Source organism: Psychrobacillus sp. NPDC096426, assembly GCF_044762745.1.
Lineage (GTDB): Bacteria > Bacillota > Bacilli > Bacillales_A > Planococcaceae > Psychrobacillus.
The window spans coordinates 111,824-130,857 of sequence record NZ_JBIWEX010000009.1 but is presented as its reverse complement, the minus strand read 5'-3'; the positions used below and the strand labels follow the sequence as shown (position 1 = coordinate 130,857).

General features: G+C 34.4%; 15 protein-coding genes and 1 pseudogene. 2 read left to right on the top strand and 14 right to left on the bottom strand.

Translation table 11 applies throughout. The features are described 5' to 3' along the window. Window positions 1–111: 111 nt before the first annotated feature. From ACIQYS_RS10060 to ACIQYS_RS10045, 4 genes are all read right to left on the bottom strand, one after another. Window positions 112–2,907 (bottom strand): 2-oxoglutarate dehydrogenase E1 component, encoded by a 2,796-nt coding sequence (locus tag ACIQYS_RS10060; protein WP_402978582.1) that lies wholly within the window; start codon window positions 2,905–2,907, stop codon window positions 112–114. A gap of 254 nt (window positions 2,908–3,161) precedes the next feature. After that, window positions 3,162–4,550, bottom strand: a complete 1,389-nt coding sequence (locus tag ACIQYS_RS10055; RefSeq protein WP_402978580.1) for a HAMP domain-containing sensor histidine kinase — start codon at window positions 4,548–4,550, stop codon at window positions 3,162–3,164. Then, the gene (locus tag ACIQYS_RS10050; RefSeq protein WP_402978578.1) at window positions 4,547–5,221 is read right to left on the bottom strand and encodes a response regulator transcription factor; all 675 of its coding nucleotides are present in this window, start codon (window positions 5,219–5,221) and stop codon (window positions 4,547–4,549) included. The genes ACIQYS_RS10055 and ACIQYS_RS10050 overlap by 4 nt, the downstream gene beginning before the upstream one ends. A 33-nt stretch (window positions 5,222–5,254) precedes the next feature. Then, window positions 5,255–6,922, bottom strand: a complete 1,668-nt coding sequence (locus ACIQYS_RS10045; protein WP_402978575.1) for a diguanylate cyclase domain-containing protein — start codon at window positions 6,920–6,922, stop codon at window positions 5,255–5,257. 346 nt (window positions 6,923–7,268) lie between these two features. On the opposite strand from ACIQYS_RS10045, the gene ACIQYS_RS10040 reads away from it, so the two are divergent. Continuing rightward, on the top strand, window positions 7,269–7,814 hold the full coding sequence (locus tag ACIQYS_RS10040; RefSeq protein WP_402978572.1) for a GNAT family N-acetyltransferase: 546 nt from the start codon (window positions 7,269–7,271) through the stop codon (window positions 7,812–7,814). A 169-nt stretch (window positions 7,815–7,983) separates the two neighbouring features. Here ACIQYS_RS10040 and ACIQYS_RS10035 read toward each other — a convergent pair whose 3' ends face one another. Together ACIQYS_RS10035 and ACIQYS_RS10030 are read right to left on the bottom strand one after the other, a co-directional pair. Then, a complete protein-coding gene (locus tag ACIQYS_RS10035; protein WP_402978569.1) occupies window positions 7,984–8,127 on the bottom strand; it encodes a YfhE family protein in 144 nt (47 codons plus the stop codon). A gap of 162 nt (window positions 8,128–8,289) precedes the next feature. Further along, window positions 8,290–9,366, bottom strand: coding sequence for an undecaprenyldiphospho-muramoylpentapeptide beta-N-acetylglucosaminyltransferase (locus ACIQYS_RS10030; protein WP_402978566.1), 1,077 nt, complete (start codon window positions 9,364–9,366; stop codon window positions 8,290–8,292). A gap of 45 nt (window positions 9,367–9,411) precedes the next feature. Between ACIQYS_RS10030 and ACIQYS_RS10025 the strand changes: the two genes are divergently transcribed. Beyond that, entirely contained in the window at window positions 9,412–10,770 is a 1,359-nt protein-coding gene (locus ACIQYS_RS10025) for an MATE family efflux transporter (RefSeq protein ID WP_402978563.1), read from the top strand. A 12-nt stretch (window positions 10,771–10,782) separates the two neighbouring features. On the opposite strand, the gene ACIQYS_RS10020 is transcribed toward ACIQYS_RS10025, so the two are convergent. From ACIQYS_RS10020 to ACIQYS_RS09985, 8 genes and pseudogenes are all read right to left on the bottom strand, one after another. Further along, a complete protein-coding gene (locus ACIQYS_RS10020; RefSeq protein ID WP_402978560.1) occupies window positions 10,783–11,850 on the bottom strand; it encodes a Ger(x)C family spore germination protein in 1,068 nt (355 codons plus the stop codon). Then, window positions 11,843–12,871: a GerAB/ArcD/ProY family transporter gene (locus tag ACIQYS_RS10015; RefSeq protein ID WP_402978557.1), complete on the bottom strand. Its 1,029-nt coding sequence runs from the start codon at window positions 12,869–12,871 to the stop codon at window positions 11,843–11,845. The genes ACIQYS_RS10020 and ACIQYS_RS10015 overlap by 8 nt, the downstream gene beginning before the upstream one ends. Then, window positions 12,864–14,285 carry a spore germination protein gene (locus ACIQYS_RS10010; protein ID WP_402978554.1) on the bottom strand — a complete coding sequence of 474 codons (1,422 nt, stop codon included), beginning with the start codon at window positions 14,283–14,285 and terminating at the stop codon, window positions 12,864–12,866. The genes ACIQYS_RS10015 and ACIQYS_RS10010 overlap by 8 nt, the downstream gene beginning before the upstream one ends. Before the next feature lie 94 nt (window positions 14,286–14,379). After that, window positions 14,380–14,736, bottom strand: a pseudogene (locus ACIQYS_RS10005) (CAP domain-containing protein); the annotation flags it as partial. Window positions 14,737–15,265: 529 nt separating this feature from the next. Beyond that, the gene (locus tag ACIQYS_RS10000) at window positions 15,266–16,159 is read right to left on the bottom strand and encodes a CAP domain-containing protein (protein ID WP_402978551.1); all 894 of its coding nucleotides are present in this window, start codon (window positions 16,157–16,159) and stop codon (window positions 15,266–15,268) included. A gap of 159 nt (window positions 16,160–16,318) precedes the next feature. After that, entirely contained in the window at window positions 16,319–16,579 is a 261-nt protein-coding gene (locus ACIQYS_RS09995; protein WP_402978548.1) for a hypothetical protein, read from the bottom strand. Further along, the gene (locus ACIQYS_RS09990) at window positions 16,572–17,477 is read right to left on the bottom strand and encodes a CobW family GTP-binding protein (protein ID WP_402978545.1); all 906 of its coding nucleotides are present in this window, start codon (window positions 17,475–17,477) and stop codon (window positions 16,572–16,574) included. Before ACIQYS_RS09990 ends, ACIQYS_RS09995 begins: the two co-directional genes overlap by 8 nt. A gap of 55 nt (window positions 17,478–17,532) precedes the next feature. Continuing rightward, entirely contained in the window at window positions 17,533–19,014 is a 1,482-nt protein-coding gene (locus ACIQYS_RS09985; protein ID WP_402978542.1) for a lmo1851 family serine protease, read from the bottom strand. Between the last annotated feature and the right edge of the window lie 20 nt (window positions 19,015–19,034).

Genomic DNA, 19,034 nt, shown 5'->3' with positions numbered 1-19,034 from the left:
CGCCTCAGCGAAATTGCGTCCAGATTTTGATTGTGCGATAGCACAATCAAAATCTGTGAAATCCGCCGGAGGCTTTCAAATAGTTTAGTGGGTGCTTTTATACGCCCTAAATTATTTTAATGCTTCATCAATGATTCGTGCTTGTTCTGCTTTGTACGTATCTCCGTCCCCTTCAGCTGGACTTGAACGATGTACACGACCTACATATGTGATTTCTTTTCCATCAGCTATTTCTATTAAATACGGAAGGGCAAAATTCCATGAACCCATGTTTTCAGGCTCTTCTTGTGCCCAAGCAAGTTGTTTCACATTCGGATAACGGTTTACGATTGCTTGAATCTTTTCTGTTGGGAATGGATATAGTTGTTCTACACGTACAATGTGTAAGTGATCGTAACCTTCTCCATCTTTTACTTTGTCTGCTAAATCGATTGCCAGTTTACCACTTGCAAAACCGATTTTCTCGATCTTTTTAGCATCTTGACCAAGACCCGGTTGTTCTATAACTGTTTCAAATTGACCCGTAGTTAATTCGGCAACATCTGCCCCAACTAGTGGATGACGTAACAGTGATTTTGGAGACACAATGATTAAAGGACGAATTGCATCCTCTTTTAACATCTTAGCTTGTCTACGTAAAATATGGAAATAGTTTGCCGCACTTGAAAGATTAGCTACCGTCCAGTTATTTTCCGCTGCTAGTTGTAAATAGCGTTCTAGACGAGCGCTTGAATGCTCTGCACCTTGTCCTTCAGCAGCATGTGGTAATAACATAACAAGTCCAGATTTTAATCCCCATTTCGATCTAGCTGCACTAATGAAGTTATCGAACATAACTTGTGCCATATTCGCGAAATCTCCATATTGTGCTTCCCAAATAGATAAGGAGTTTGGATCTTCTAAATTGTATCCGAATTCATAACCTAAAATAGCTGCTTCCGTTAATGGACTATTATGTACAACGAACGAAGCTTTTGCATCACTAATAGCATGAATCGGTGTTAATTCTGTACCTGTTTTTTCATCGTGTAGAACTAAATGTCTATGAGAGAACGTTCCACGCTGCGCATCTTGACCAGTTAAACGAATCGAGTTTCCATCTTGTAGTATCGTTGCGAAAGCAAGTGTTTCAGCGTGTCCCCAGTCGATTTTACCTTTTCCTTTAAATGGTTCCTCACGGCGTTTTAAAATTTTCTCTAATTTTTTAAATGCTGTAAATTCAGCTGGCCAAGTAAGAAGCTCTTCATTAATTTTTGCAAGATTACTTTCCTCTACTCCAGTTTCCATTTCCGGAATTCCATTTAATACTGCTTCAGGAATAACGATTTCATGGACAGTAGTTTGTGGAAGCTCTTTCACACGATCATATGCTTCTTGCATTCCACTGAAAATGGATTCATCTAATGAATTCACATCAGCAGTTTCTAATAATTTTTCTTCTACTAGTTGTTTTCCATAAAGCTCTCGAACTGTTGGATGTTGGTGAACTTTATGATACATCGTTGGGTTTGTCACTAAAGGTTCGTCCATTTCGTTATGTCCATAACGACGGTAACCTAATAGGTCAATCACGATATCTTTTTCAAATTTTTGACGATACTCATGCGCAAATTTCGCTACAGCAAGAACTGCTTCCGGATCATCGGCATTTACATGAATAATCGGAACTTCAAACCCTTTTGCTGGATCAGAAGAATAATGTGTCGAACGTGAATCATAATGCTCTGTTGTAAATCCAATCATATTATTTGCGATAATATGTATAGATCCCCCTGTTTGGAATCCACGTACTCGGCTATAATTCAATACTTCTGTTACAACACCTTGACCTGGGAAAGCTGCATCACCATGTATTAAAATAGCAAATGCCGCATTTTTATCTTGAACAGGATATCCTGCTACATCTGTCGTTTCTTGTGCTGCACGAGTTTGTCCAGTAACAATTGGACTTACTACTTCTAAGTGAGATGGGTTATATGCTAATTTTAACGTTAGGCCAGATGTTGAACGGAATGTTGCACCTTTGTGGTACTTTACATCTCCATACCAACCTTCTGACATTTCTAAAGAGCCATCTTTCGGTAAAAAAGAGTCACTTGGTACATGCGCAAACTCTGCAAACATCATTTCGTATGGCTTTTGTAAAACATGTGTTAATACATTTAATCTTCCACGGTGGGCCATACCTATATTTACTTGTTTTGTATTTGTTTTATTTGATTGACGTACTAATTCATCCATTAGTACAACTAGCGTATCTAAACCTTCAATGGAAAAACGTTTCGCACCAACAAATGTACGGTGGATAAATTTCTCAAAACCTTCAATTTGAGTTAAACGCTTTAATAATGCTTTTTTGTCATCGGCTGAAAGTTTTTCTAAGACAGCACCTTTTTCAATTTTATCTTGTAACCATAATCTTTCTTCTGAATTCACAATATGTGCAATTTCAAAAGCGATTTTGTTTGAGTAAGCAGCTTGTAAATGTTCAATTGCTTGTAAACCATTTGTAACATTACTTGGAGCATTAGCTATTAAAAATGAAACTGGAACTTCACGTAAATCTTGATCTGTCAAACCGTATGTTTTCGGATCAATTTTAGGATCTTCTTTTGGACCATCATTTAGTGGATAAATATCCGCTGTTAAATGTCCATGTGCGCGAATTGCATCTGCAAGCCCTATAGCACGAATAATTTTTTCAAAATTATTTGGTTCGACTGCAGATGTATCAACATTTGCACTGGAAGGAGTAGATGCAATCGTTGGTGCACCATACTGTTGAAATAAAATTGCTAATTCGCTATCCACTTCGTCCGGAGACTGTAGAAATAAATCATACTGCTCCATCACATAACCAAGGTTAGGACCGGAAAAAGCTGACCAAGGTGTTTGATTGTTCGACATTTAGAAAAACCTCCAACATTTTGTGCCTTTTAGGCATTGATGAAAAATAACATAAATAAATTAAGTAGAATAAAATGGAATGTAAACATTTTGTGTCCAACACAAAATGTACACATTTATAGTTTACCACTCTTTCAAAAGGACTGAAAGTATAGTTTGAAAGAACAATTTTTCCATATCCATCTTACTACTCTAGGAAAAAAATACAATGCTTTTTTTCAAATTAAATTAGAATTTAAACAATATATACTTTATTATGAATTGAATGATTCTTCTTTTGTCATTATAGTGAAAATAATGTCAAAATTTGTACCTTCGTTCTCTTTACTTTGAACATGAATCTCTCCTTTGTATTCCGATACTAACCTTTTTACAATACTAAGTCCTAAACCAGATCCCCCTTTTGTTTTCGTCCTTGCTTCATCTATAACAAAAAAACGATCAAATATTTTAGGAAGTAGTTCAGTTGGGATACCAATCCCATTATCTTTGACGGATAGGATTGTTTGGGTGTCGTGATGCGTTACTTTTACAACAATTTTCGGCTGATTTGTATTGTATTTAATCGCATTATCAATGAGATTTCCTATTATTTGCTCCAAAGCTGTTGCTGGTATCGGTAGTTTTTCATGATCGTTTCCATCAAATTTAATCTCTACTGTCGGTGTTAAAATACGATATTTTTGCTTTAAATCATATACGATTGTAGAAATATTTGTTTCTTTTTGTTTATCCGATTGTTCCCTTTTAGCAAGTTTAAGCATTTCTTCAATTAGTAATTTCATTTTTTGTACTTCTGTTAAGGAAATTTGCAACGAATCATCCAAAACCTCTTTATCATCTTTTCCCCAACGATTTAATAACGACAAATGTCCCTCTACAACTTGTATTGGTGTGCGTAACTCATGTGACACATTATGAATGAACTCATCTTGTCTTGTAATAGTTTCCGAAACTTCATTCATCAATTGTTTATAGATCGTTAAAAGTTCCCCAATTTCATCGTTTGTTACGTATTGAAAACTCACTTCCTTAGAAAACTTCGTCTGTTTCGCTTCTTGCATTTCATTCCGTAATTCTTTTAAAGGTTTTAGTAAAATTGACGACAATGAATAACCAATTAATGCGGAAAGTACGAGTGCAATGAACGTAAAAATAACCATTGCTATTAAGATATAGCGCATTAATTGGGAGAAATTTTCTAGACTATGAGAAATCTCCACATACCCTTTAAATAAACCAAAATCAATTTCTGCGACTTTATGAAGAAGCAGTTGATTATTTAATTTATCTTTTTGAAAATCTGTTGTTAATGTCGGCGAAAAGCTTGGGAATGGGCTTGCATCATTTATTCGTAAAACTTCAATTCCATCTGCGTTAAGTATTCGAACGGATTGTTTTTGGTTTACAAGCTGGTTAAGTAGCGTTTTATTTCGCTGTATGTCTTGGATCGAGATAATCGGTCCTTTAGACTCGAAAAAGTTAACTACTTCATGCAAAGTATTTTGGGCAATCTTTTCTTCTGATATAAGTAACCAATTATATATAGAAAAAAATAAGATGACGCACATCATCAAGAAACTCAAAAAAATCGATAGACCGGAAGCATATGTCCATTTTCTTTGTAATGTCCAATGTTTCATGTGCGCATCACGTATCCTACCCCTCGAACCGTTTCAATGAGAGAAGCAATTTCTTCTGGTAGCTTTTTTCTCAAATGCCGTATATACACGTCTACTACATTTGTCTCTACTTCTGTTTCATATCCCCACACTTTCTCCAAAATGACATCTCGTGTTAAGACAATATTATTATTTTCCATAAAGTAAACGAGCAAATCATACTCCGTCTTCGTTAGCAAAATTTCTTTCTCTCGGTAGAATACTTGATGTGCTTTTTGGTCGATGGAGAGGTGTTTAATCGTCAGGTCATCGACTGTTATTTGTGGACGATCTACACGTCTTAAAATGGCACGTATTCTTGCTAATAATTCTTCGATGGCAAATGGCTTCACCACATAATCATCTGCCCCAGCTTCTAAACCAGAAACTCGGTCGATTACAGCATCTCTTGCTGTTATTAAAATGATAGGAGTTTCTTTCTTCCCTCGAACTCTCCGACAAATTTCTAGCCCATTTAAATTAGGAAGCATAACGTCTATTAACAACAGATCATATGTATTTGATAATGCAAGCTCCGCACCTTCCCTGCCATCATGCGAAACTGTCACAATAAAATTTTCGTGTTTCAATTCTAGCTCTATAAATTTAGCGATATTTATCTCGTCTTCTATTAATAAAATATGCCGGTTCACTATAGACAATTCCTTTCAAAAATACCGTTCATATTAAGAATGAACGGTATTTGCATATACATAATTATTTTTACCAAGTTTCTTCGCCTCATACAGTGCCACGTCTGCATTCTCTAGTAACTTATTCACAGTAGAACCATCATGTGGATACATAGAAACGCCAATCGATATTGTTGGTGAAAAGTGAATGGTATCAATCGTCCAACCTTTTTTGAAGGTATGTTGTATCGATTGAATGATTGATTCAAGCTCCTCACTTTTCCCATCTATATAATCATAGATCTGTTCAACTATTATGACAAATTCATCTCCACCGAAACGGTATATTTCAATCTGACACTGAACACTTTGCACTAACTTTTCAGCAAAATGTTTTAAAAAACGATCCCCCATATCATGCCCATACTGATCGTTCACCTCTTTAAAATTATCACCGTCAATATATAATATTCCAAAATTCGCATGATTTTCAGATACTAATTGTATAGCGTTTTGTATAGTTTCATAGAACTTACGTCTGTTTGGTAAACCAGTCAAACTATCGTGGAACGCTAAAAATTTCAGTTGTTCTTCTAATGCACGCTTCTCCGTATTTTCCCTAGAAACAAAAACGAACCACTTTTCTTCTTCATCATCTACTGTACTTTGTACGGTCGTAATGCTTGTATCCGTCCAAATAGTGGAGCCGTCTTTTGTTTTTAAAAGTAGCTCTGTACGTATTTTGTTTTTGTTCTTATGATTCGAAAACGTCTCAATATCTACAAGTAAATTGGAAGAATTCTCTGCGATCAACTGCAAATAATATGTCCCAAGTAACTCTTCTTTTTCGTAATTCAAAATAGTTTCATGACTTGGAGATGAATAGAGCAAATACCCATCCTCATCCGTAATGGCAATCAGATCATTGGAATGTTCTGTTATTAGTTTGAATGAACGCTCGATATTACGTAATTCTGTCAAGATCCGTCTCTTTTCTGTATTGTCAAATTGAATGGTTAAATATTTTTCAATGACCCCAGTTTCATTGGTGATTGGAATAATTATTGCATCCACCCAATAGAAGGATCCGTATTTCGTTCGATTACGTATTTGCCCTCGCCAAATTTCCCCTTTTTGAATCGTTTCCCACATTTGTTCAAAGAAAGAATCTTCATGAAAATGAGAATTAACCACCCAAAACGATTTTCCTATGAGTTCTTCTTTTTTAAACTTGGAAGTAGTTTCGAATAGCTTATTTACCATCACGATTATACCATCTTCATTTGTCATAGCGACTAATGCAGCATCATTTACACCTTTACGGTAACTCTCTAAAATATAGGTTGACTCCTGCATTTCTTTTGTTTTAATCACTTCTCTTGTTGTTGCTAAAATATAAACATTCTCTTCATCAAAAATAGGAATTGCGGATGTTTCGTTCACAGAGGTTGCGTCTTCTATACAGTGATGATCTTGATAAGAAACAGATTGTTTAAGCGTATACGCTCGATTGTAGTGATGGAGAATCGTTTTACAATGAAAATCATCAAAGCATTGTTCTAATCGCTTACCTTGCGGATTTTCAGTAAATATTTCCTCCGCTTTTTTATTGATATATTCATAGACAAAAGTATTTCCTTCTTTACGCATGAAAAACACATATTCGTCCGTTAAATCATATAATAAATGGAATTGTTTTTGCGTAATAAATGGGCAAGACATTTTCTTAAACAAACTCCTATCGCATTCTATATTTATATCCTTTTATCATATGTATTTAGTGTCCAACATACAAGTATTTTAGATTATATTCTTTACGAACATTTAATAAAATTGTCACGATTTAAGACTATGCAAAACTGCAAAAACAAAGTATATTATTAATGCAAATAATTTTATAAGGCAAAGTTCACTTTGCCGAGGGAAGGCAAATGGTGCGCCACCAGTTTTGAGCTGGTCCTAGTAGGTTCGATTCCTACCCCGAAATTTTTTATGCAATTCGAAATGAAAAATTTCTGGGACCTAGGATGACTATGCTCATTTTTTGGTTCTTTAGGGGGCGCTTTTTTTGATAAAAAAACGAGATTTGCATGAATGTACTTCTCTTTATGAACTTATGTCAGATCCAACTGTACTGCCTTATGTACGCCATAAAGCATATTCAGCGGATGAATATTGGTTCTCAACAAAACAATTAATGGCAGAAGAGGAAGCTGGAACTGTCATTACTCGTACAATTGTAAGTGATTTCGGTCAACCAATAGGTACGATTAATTTATTTGATATTGAAGATGGAGCTGGATTTCTAGGTACTTGGATTGGCACTCAATTCCAAGGGCTAGGTTACAATAAAAAAGCAAAAGAACAATTTCTTGAAGAGCTTTTTTTCGAGCTAGATATTCACACCGTGTTTTTACGCATTCGTAAAACGAATCCAAAAAGTATTCGCGCTGCAGAAAAACTTCCTTACACGATTAAAGCAAACGAATCACATCCTTGTATTTATACAGAAATTAACAAAAAACAAGAAGTTTATGACTTGTACTATATTCCAAAAGATTTGTTCCATTTAGTGATGATGCAGCAAAACAACGAAGAAGAACAAGCGATGTAAGCATAAACTATTACGTATTCAATAACTGGGCAAGGGTAGTTATATAAATATGTAAGCAGCACCTCTATTACGGAGGCGCTGCTTTTTTTCTCCCTGGCAATTGCTCTTGCTTGTACATCTAATAGAAGCTCTGATCATTCGCCTAGATCGGAGTGCGTTATGAAGTTTACTATTTATTATGATTTTCTTGATTTTTCTTGGTTGTTGCTTTGTCAGCACGATTGTATGCTTTTTGATATCTAACTTCTTGCATTGAAGTCAAACCATTTTCTTTCATCGTGAACTGTTCATGTGGTGGTTTACGATTTTTCATCGAGAACACTCCTTTCGTTTTTAATCTTTATCAGTTTTTCCTTTGTAACGATGGATATTCGATTTCATAGAAAGAAAATTTAGATATATTTTGAACTAAACATAGAAAAAAACAGCAGAAGAAAAAATACTATTTTCCTTCTCCTGCTATATTTGGGGTTTCTTATTTTTTATACGTAAGTAGTAGTTCTGTGAACTGATCCGGTGTTTTTGAAGAGGCTGCAGTGAATTGTTTATCGACTATTTCCTCTTTATATTTCACTAAATCGGATAGTATATCCATAAAACTTTTCGTTGTTAAGTATTCTTCTTCAATTTTTAGAGCATATCCTTTGTTCTCAAAAAAGTTTGCATTTAAAACTTGATCCCCTCTACTTGCATGAATCGATAATGGGATTAACAACATCGGTTTTTTTAACTCAAGAAATTCAAATATAGAATTTGAACCTGCACGACTAATTACATAATCGCATATCTTTAATAAGTGAGGTAACTCATCCGTTACATATTCAAATGCAATATAATTAGGCTTCCCTGTTAAAGCTGGATCCAAATTACCTTTTCCACATAAATGGATAATTTGAAACTTACTCGTTAATGACTCTATATTATCTTTAATAACTTCATTTATTTTTGCGGAACCTTGACTTCCACCCATAACGATGATCGTTTCTTTACTCGCTTGGAAGCCGGTAATCTTTTCTGCAATTTGTTCATTGCCTAAAAATAAGTCTGGGCGAATAATTGCACCAATGGAAGAAGCTTTTTCTTTTGGTAAGTATTTTAATGTTTCTTCAAATACGGTAAAAATATGTTCTGCAAAAGAGGAAGCGATTTTATTCGCAAGGCCAGGTGTTACATCTGATTCATGTATTACTACTGGGATGTTCGCAAGTTTTGCAGCGATAGCTACAGGAACAGATACAAATCCGCCTTTTGAAAAAATGAGAGAAGGCTTTACTTTTCTTAATATCGTTAATGCTTGTAAAGTACCATATAACACTTTGAATGGATCCGAAAAGTTTTTCATCGAAAAATATCTTCGAAGTTTACCATTGGAAATCGAATGATAGGGTATCGTCGGAAAATTTCCCCCTATAATAGTTCTTTCAATCCCATCATGAGAGCCTATATAATGGATTTTATAATCTTTTTTTATTAATTCGGGAATAATTGCTTCGTTTAACGAAACATGGCCGGCAGTTCCCCCGCCTGTTAATACAATTGTGTTATTATTCATTCATAATCTCCTAACTATTTTAAAACTTAAAGGATGTATGCCAAAATGCATGAAACGAAATCACTACCCGAAAAAAGCAAGAATATGATTAAAATTGTAGTACCTATTTTAATCACACAAGTTGCACTTTATTTAATGACCTTTTTTGATATATTAATGACAAGCAAATATAGTATTGATCATCTAGCAGGTGTTTCTATTGGATCCTCTATCTGGCTTCCTGTTTATACCGGGTTAACTGGTATATTAATAGGAATTACGCCCATTGTAGCACAATTTATCGGTGCAAAAAAGAAGGAAGATGTACGTACCTTTGTACAACAAGGTTTTTATATTGCTATTTTCCTAGCATTTATCGTTTTTCTTGGTATTTTATTTTTGATCGATCCCGTCTTAAACTTGATACCCCTTGAAAATAGTGTACGCTTAGTTGCGAAGAAATATTTGTATATGATGAGTATTGGTCTTATTCCCTTATTTTTATATAGTGTGCTACGTTCCTTTATCGATGCATTAGGTAAAACAAGAGTTTCCATGTTTATCACTTTGTTATCTGCACCGATTCATATCATTTTAAACTATGTATTCATTTACGGAAAGTTTGGCTTCCCTGCACTCGGCGGAGTAGGAGCGGGGATTGGCTCTGCCATAACATATTGGCTTATCCTCTTTATTGCAATCTTTATCGTTTATAAAAATAAACCATTTGCAGAATTAACGATATTTAAATTCTGGAGTAAACCATCTTTCGCTAAAATCGGCACGCTAACAAAAATAGGAGTTCCTATTGGATTGGCGCTTTTCGCGGAAACGACGATTTTCTCAGCTGTAACAATTCTGATGAGTAGGTATTCAACAGAAGTTATTTCCGCACATCAAATAGCAATGAATTTTACTTCCTTGCTCTATATGATTCCGCTTAGTATAGCTATGGGAGCAACTATTTTAGTAGGTCATGAAGTAGGAGCAAAACGGTATAAAGATGCGAAAACGTATAGTTGGTTAAGTGTGGGAACAGCTGTATTTTTCAGTTTTATTTCATCATCTATTCTGTTAATATTCCGAGAACCAATTGCATCTATTTATACAGATGATACTTATGTAATTACATTAACTGTTCAGTTTTTCTTGTTTGCTGCGCTCTTCCAATTATCGGATGCGATTCAAGCACCCGTACAAGGTGCACTCAGAGGATACAAAGATGTTACGATTACGTTTATCATGGCCATTATTTCGTACTGGATTATTGGACTTCCAACCGGTTATTTGTTAGCTAACTACACTTCTTTCGAGCGTTTTGGCTACTGGATTGGTCTCATTGTTGGTCTTACGATTGGTGCAATTACACTCGGTATAAGACTTGTATACTTACAGAAAAAAATGACTAAAAACGACGCATTGTAATTGTGTCGTTTTTTAATCTAAAATTCCCGTTTCCATTATTTTAATTTTTACTTTTGGAGTAATCGTTAAAGTCGGATATTTTTCTTTCCACTTTTTTTCTTCAAATATATCTGGATGAAATGCTCTCGCATAACGACCTATCCCAAGGGCATCACTATTTGCATCGTGTAATACTTTTAAAACTTCTTCCATTCTCTTTGTTAATTTTTCTTCTAAAAACTTATCTAATGATTTAAGTTCCTTTTCTTCTAATAAATGATCTTTATAATACTCCATAATGCCCACTTTCATTTGATAACTAATATCTATTTTCGTCCCATTCCATTTCATTTTCCTTTGCACACTATTTACTCTAATTGTTACCGGAATATCATCATACTTAAACGTCAAATACGTATACTTCCCTTTTTTATTTTTCATGAGTTGTAATACAATTGACTCTTCCCTATTTAACGTTTTTCCTGAAAAGTTTTTTCCACTAAAAAGAGCCGTACCATCTAATTCAGGCATTTTACCTTCATTTGACATTTTCATATATGGTAAGGTCAAATCGATTCCTTCATCTAGTAGATCAGTGCATGCCAGTTGCAAATTAGTTTTGGGTAAAATAGCATTTAACTTAAACCCTTCTATAAATTCACTATAATAATTATTTACGTCCTTTCCCATCTTATCCCCATATTGGATGAAGGGTTCTGTACTCCCATCCGTTACGATTAATACAGTATTTAATCGGTTTCGGGAATTTCGATAATACCAATCAAGATAGCTATAGAAGTCACCTTTTGCAGTTTCAGCAGAAAACAAAATACTTGTTAATTTGGAAATGTCAACTCTTTGGTTTATCTTTTGATCGACTATCAATGTTACGTCTTCTACCGATATCCCTTTTGCGGAAAGCATTTCAAATTTATTTGTATTATGTTGTTCACCAGGTAAACCAAAATAGCCTGTTAGAGCTCCAAGTTTTCCGTCAAAACCAATCATAGGTACACTTGCAAAGTCTTTGTTCAGCCGTTCATCCCTGCATCCACTTAATAGTAATAGAATTAATAGTAATAAACTTATCTTTTTAGTCACGCAATGATTTCCTCCATCCCTTAAGGAGAATAAACAATGGCAATAAAATTCCAAAAATCAAATGGCCGTAAAAAAGTAAATCATTTGCTTTTTTTAATATATCCCTTGATAGCAAAAATAACGGACATATAAAAATAATAAAATGTATAATTGCTGTAAATTTGAAGTGCCCCTTATTATGCATCGTTCCATATAAATGAATTCCTAAAAACATAAATAAAGTTACCGTTATGATACTCCATGTCATCCAAATATAAGTAAAAAATAAATCTAGACGTTCGACAAAAGTTACGCCTTGAGACTTTAACAAATACATGATTGCTATGGGAATGATTTTTATATCTTCCAGTGAAAAGAACAACAGAGAGAACAGAATAGTAATTAGAAAAAAAAGCGTTAGTGCAATTTGATAAAAAACGATTTGTTTTGTTTTTAAATCTTTTTTGTCTTGTACAAAAGGCCGTAATATTAAAAAAGCTTCCAATCCGATGAACGCATCTAATGATTGCTCCAAACCATTAATCCATTGCTTTTTATCAATATGTCCTAGAGGAAATAAATTAGTCCATATTAAGTCTGGAACAGAAAGAAATAACGCTCCTACAAATAAGAAGACGAAAGGAATTAAAATAATCGAAATATTTAGAGGCACTGCATATTTACTTATATTTGCGTAGAAAGAAATAAAAACGATTATTCCAATAACAATCCAATGTGGGGTTAATGGAAAAACCCAGACAATTAACAAAAAGCCTATTGTCGCCAAAAAAATAATTACCACTGTATACCAATAAATCTGAAAAAGCCATTTTTCAAACTTATTCAACTGAAAATATTGATAGTATTTATTAAAAATAATTAACAAGATTAAATGTAGAACACTAGCTAAATTGAATACAATCCATGCATTTTGTTCTGCAGCATTAATCACGCGCGATTGGAGTGTAATAAAGATAGTACCAGTTTGAATAACAAATAAAAACATAAATAATTGTTTATTTGAAACAGTCCATTTATTCATTTTTCTTCAATCCTTTTTTGAAGAAATAAAAATACTTTTGTCCCTTATGTGACTTATAATTAGGAAGTCGGAAAAACACGGATAAAAGTTTTTTGGGCTCAAAAGGTATTAGGGGCGACAAATATGGTCGATTTAATGACTGTAAATTTAATAAATGAATAAAAAGCATGAGTGAACCTACTACAATTCCAAAAAAGCCTAATATAGAAGCTGCTATCATAAAAGGAAATCTAAGAATACGTACGGACGTACTCAATTCAACAGAAGGACTGACAAAGCTAGCAAGTGCTGTCAAAGCAACAACTATTATCATTAGATTAGAAGCAAGCCCAGCAGAAACAATTGCATCTCCAATTACTAATCCCCCTACTACCCCAATTGTTTGGCCAACAGGACTAGGTAATCGAATACTCGCTTCTCGAATTAGTTCAATCATTATCTCTAAAAGGAATGCTTCGAATATGGGACGAAAAGGAACATTACTAACAGAACTCTTAACTTGCTGACCTAAATCGATTGGCACTATTTCAAAATGAAAACTGATAACTGCAATATAAAATGCAGGTAAAAAAATGGCTGTAAAAAAACTAGCTAAACGAACTAATTGATAAAACGAACCAACTAAAACTCGCCCATTAAAATCATCTGGAGATTCATAAAAAGTAAATAAACTAGCTGGGGCAACAAGTACAGTAGGATCTGAATCCGATAGGATAGCAATTTTACCTTCTACCAGATTTGCAACGACTCTATCTGGTCTTTCCGTGTTTAAAAATTGAGGAAACGGTGACCAAATCGAATCTTCTATATAATCTTCAAGCTGGCCAGAGCTATATAACATTTCCATATCAATGTTAGCAAGTCTTTCTTTCAATACAACTAATGCTCCTTGATCTACTTTCGTCTTCAAATAAATAATGTTAACTTTTGTATTAGTTGCCGAACCGATTGTTAATCTTTCTATCTTTAGATCAGGAGAGTTAATTTTTTTTCGTATTAAATTAATATTTACATCTGCATTTTCTATAAAACCATCATGGGAACCACGAATAACATACTCATTTTCTGGTGGTGTAGGTGCCCTTGAAGCAATTTTGGGCATGAATATTCGAAGCATTGTATTTGAGCTTGGAAAAATAAGAACAGTTTCTCCTGTGCAAAGACTAATCTCTATTTGTTCAATTGAAAACTTCACCACTTCTGAAAAGGGAGCTATATTCCAGTTTGGGTCATTTGTCTCGAAACGAATTTGTAAATGATTGATTTGTTTCATGACAACTGCAGTATCAATCATCGTTGTAAAATAACAAAGTATTACTCGCTCATTTTCCCATTGTAGTTCCTTTGTAATAAAATCAAAGGATTCGGAGAAAGTATTTTGAAGTAATTCTATTGTTTCTTTATAAACAACCATCAGATCACCTCTTCTCATGGAAGTATGTGCTCTTCATTTTGAATATAAACACAAAAAATCCTATCAAGTTTAATACTTGATAGGATTACACTTTTTATTTACCTATAAATTGTTGTGTCCAGTAGTACCCACTATCGGACAATCCTACTCCAATATGTGTGTATGATGGATTCATAATATTTGCTTTATGACCTGGTGATTTCATCCATGCATCCACTACTTCTGCTGCACTACGTTGTCCCATTGCAATATTTTCTGCTGCTGATTGATACGTAATGCCAAGTGATTTCATTTGATCGAATGGTGAGCCGTATGTTGGACTCGTATGATCAAAATAGTTTTTGTTTTTCATATCTTGTGATTTTGCTTGCGCTGATTGCGTAAGTTTTGTATCTATTTGTAATGCTTTTAGTCCTGCTTTTGCACGTTCTTGATTTGTTAAATCTACTACTTGTTGAATTACGGAATCTACTTTTACTACTTCATTGTTTTCAGTTACCGGTCTCTCGGGAGTTTGCTGTGCATTCTCTCTAGGTTCTTTAAAACTATATTTAAATGGAGTGTTCCATGTTTGTGTCTCATATGATTTTGCTTCTGAAGCGGTATTTGAATTTCCAGTTGTCATAGATGCTTCCACTGAGTGAGTTGAAAATAACAAACTACCAGCCAGTACCCCAACTATTAATGAATAATTTTTATTCATCATCTTCTCCTCCTTCGTTTGCTCCCTTATTATAAACATAAGATCACCCAATTTTTTTCAATAAAATATTCCAATGAATCCAGTCGGAGTGAGCATGTTAGTAAAAACAACCTTTCCCTGTTTAAACTATGGTTATTTTAACTAAAAAACTAATTTATTTCTTCTAAAACACTGTTGACAGTTTTATATATACTATTAAACTTTGATTGTTTACCAATTATTAGCGTAAAAATTGAAAAAACCTACTAAGATATAATCCTAGTAGGTTTTCGATTTATTATTTTCCAATGAATTGTTGTGTCCAGTAGTATCCACTATCGGATAATCCTACTCCGATATGTGTGTATGATGGATTCATAATGTTTGCTCTATGTCCAGGTGATTCCATCCACCCTTTTACAACTTCAGTTGCACTTCGTTGGCCCATTGCAATATTTTCTGCAGCGGATGTATATGTGATGCCAAACGATTTCATTTGATCAAAAGGTGAACCATATGTTGGACTCGTATGATCAAAATAGTTTTTGTCTTTCATATCTTGTGATTTTGCTTGCGCTGATTGCGTAAGTTTTGTATCAATTTGTAAAGCCTTTAGTCCTGCTTTTGCACGTTCTTGGTTTGTTAAATCTACTACTTGTTGAATAACAGAAGATACTTGTGCTGTTTGGTTATTTTCTTTTACTGGTTCCTTCGCTACTGGTGGTGTTACAGGAGTAGCTGGAGTAGCTGGTTTTTCTGCTACTGGTGTTTTTTCTTTTTCTACTGGTTTCTTAGCTACTGGTGCTTGTTCTTTTTCTACTGGTTTCTTAACTACTGGTGCTTGTTCTTTTTCTACTGGTTTCTTAACTACTGGTGCTTGTTCTTTTTCTACTGGTTTCTTATTCTCTGGTGTTTGCTTCGTAACGATAGATTTCTGAGCTTCTTGTAGTTCTTTCATAATAAGCGGTTGTAAAGTTGTTAATTGCTCATTGATGAAATTTTGAATATCTAAGTTATTTGAATTGTAATTATATATAACTTTAATCGGAGACTGCCATTGATACGTAACGGATGTATTTGCCTCGGAAGTAGTTTGTGAATTTCCAGTTGTCATCGATGCTTCAGCTGTATTCGTTGAAAGTAATAAGCCACCTGCAAGTAACCCAACCATGATAGAATGTTTTTTATTCATTTTCATTTCCTCCTTCTTTTGTGCCCCCCTATTGTAAACACAAAAAAAGCAGAAAAATTGACATAAAATATTCCAATGAGACCATTTTAATCGAAAACACTATCAAAAAAGACTTTTTCACGCATAATAATTGGATAGCTTAACCATTATACTTAAATATTACGTTCTATCATCTATTGACAGATTTATATATTCCTCTTCATATACCCTGATCATCATTTCCTTTTCTTCATACGACAACGTACTTAAACTTATTCTATCTAAAGCAAGCGAAAACTTTTTTTCTGGTGATAGTCTTGCTCTTGGGTGTGTAAATTCATCTAATAGCTCGGATTTTATCACTTCAAGAACCTGTTCTTCCGTTTGCAGTTCACTAGTCCATTTACGTTCTTTATATAACAATTGAAATGCCTCAATCAATGGATTTACTCCCTATTATCTTTAATTTATCTACTCGATCTCCTATAATAACGATTTCAGGAGGCATTTTCATATACTCTGGAAGCCACTGCACCGTACCATAAGCATATTGGAATAGATATGGATATTTATGCCCCTTTAATGGAACATATCCTTTCATTCGATAAACAGTATCTGGCAACTTTCGAACCCATTCTTCAAATTCTTCTTGATTTAGTTCTTCTTGAAATGTATGTAATCGGGAAGAAAGCGATAGTTGTTTTCCAATAGCTGCTTCTTGCACCTCTTTTTCATGGAATGTGGCTTCCATGTTTTTTAATAATTTTACAGGAAGTTTACTATTTGCAGTTTGTATAATAGGAGCTAACTCATTTAACCCTTGTATTTGCATCGTAACCGTTAATATTTCTGCTTCGGTAAGTAAATCAGTTTTATTTGCTACTATTAAATGCGCATGTCTTATTTGCTCAAAAAAGAGCATTCTCGTTTGCGGCGTCATTTTGTCACGGTCTAGCCATCTTTTGCAATCTGCAACCGTAATAATTCCTTTCATATTTAACTTACTTGCAAATAAAGGAGAAAGAACTGCATCCATTGCTTCTACAGGATGTGCTGCACCGGTTGTTTCTATTAATAGCACGTCAAAATCTTCGTCCTCTAGAAGCATTTGTAGCTGTGCCTCCATTTTTTCAGATCCTGTACAACAAATACATCCTTCCAGCATTTCTTTCAAAGGAACCTCATTATCTACCGCTCTACTATCAAAAGGAAGCTTCCCAAGTTCGTTCATAATAACTGCTGGTTTTATCCCCTCTGCTTTAAATTGCACAATTATGTGAGATAAAAGCGAAGTTTTCCCGCTACCTAGAAAACCGCTCAATAAATAGACATCTTTCATCTTTTGTTTGCTCCTTTATACGTGTTGAAAAAGCTGACCAAAATGGCCAGCTTTTTCATTTATTTAATAGCTCTGTAACGACTTCTTTTGCTTTTTCCAATTGTGGATCGTTATTGACGATTTTTTCTCGAATTTTATCCATTAATACGAAAGTGGAGTCACCTGCAAGTTTACCGGTGATTTCAAGCTTGTTATCTACTTGGAACTTTTTCACCGCTGCAGTCATTTTGGCATCAAATTTCTCATTAATGTCTCCAACTTCATAGCCAATTGCTTGAAGCATTTCTTTCGCATTTTGAACGGCTTCAGAAGACTGACTTTCTTCTAATGTAGTAGAAGGATCTATTGGTGATAACATAGCATAACTAGGATATTCCACTACATAGTCAGGAACGATTCCTTTATCATGAATCCAATTTCCTTTTGGCGTCAACCATTTAGCAGTCGTAATTTTAATATTTGATCCGTCTGGTAAATCATTTACTGTTTGAACAGTACCTTTACCAAATGAATTTAAACCTACTAACGGAACATTAGCGGATTCACTCAACGCACCTGCTAAAATTTCCGATGCAGAAGCACTTCCCTCATCGATAATAATAGTTACTGGAACATCTACTCGCTTACCTGGTGTTGCCGGTGTAACAATCTTATTTCCTTTATCTTCAATTTGAAGAATTGGTTTCCCTTCTTCCACAAACAAGTTAGAAATATCGATTGCTGTGTCTAGACGCCCACCTGGGTTTTGCCTAACATCTAGTACTAAAGCTTTCATGCCTTCACTATCCATTTCCTCAATGGCAGTGAGTAGCTCATCATACGTATTTGTTGAAAAACTAGAAATAATGATATGTGCAACTTGATCATCTATCATTTCAGCGTAAACCGTCTCAATCGGAATTTCATCTCGTACAATTTTGACATCCATCGTAGCGTTTTCTCCACGTTTAATGGATAGTGTTACTTCTGTTCCTTTGTTTCCTCGAATTAATAAAACGGCTTCGGATGCACTGTAGCCTTGAATATCTTTTCCATCTACCGCCATGATTTTATCATTCGGTAATACCCCTGCTTTTTCAGCAGGAGAATTTTTAATCGGGGAAACTACCGTAATAATACCATCCCGTTCTTGTATTTCAGCTCCGATTCCTTGAAAACTAGAAGAAATACTCTCATTAAATCGGGAAGCTTCACTTTCGTTCATATAATCGGAATAAGGGTCATCTAACGCATCAATCATTCCATTTATCGCACCGTTAATAATCGCTTCTTCATCTATATCTTTATAGTATTCTGCTTCTAGTTTGTCATATGCCATGAACAATTTAGAAAACTCCGAGCGTTCAGATTGGGTATTAATAGGATTCACCACTTGTTCTTTTCCCCATGTCAAAGAAAGCATGGTAATTGCAACTGTTACTACAACTAGGGAAAAAATAGTTAATAGAAAAACAAATGGTTTCATCTTAATGTAACTAGAAGGATTTGTATCTTCTAATCGTCTTGGTTCTTCATTGTTTTGCTGTTGTTCGTCCAATTTTTTCACCCTTTTCCCAA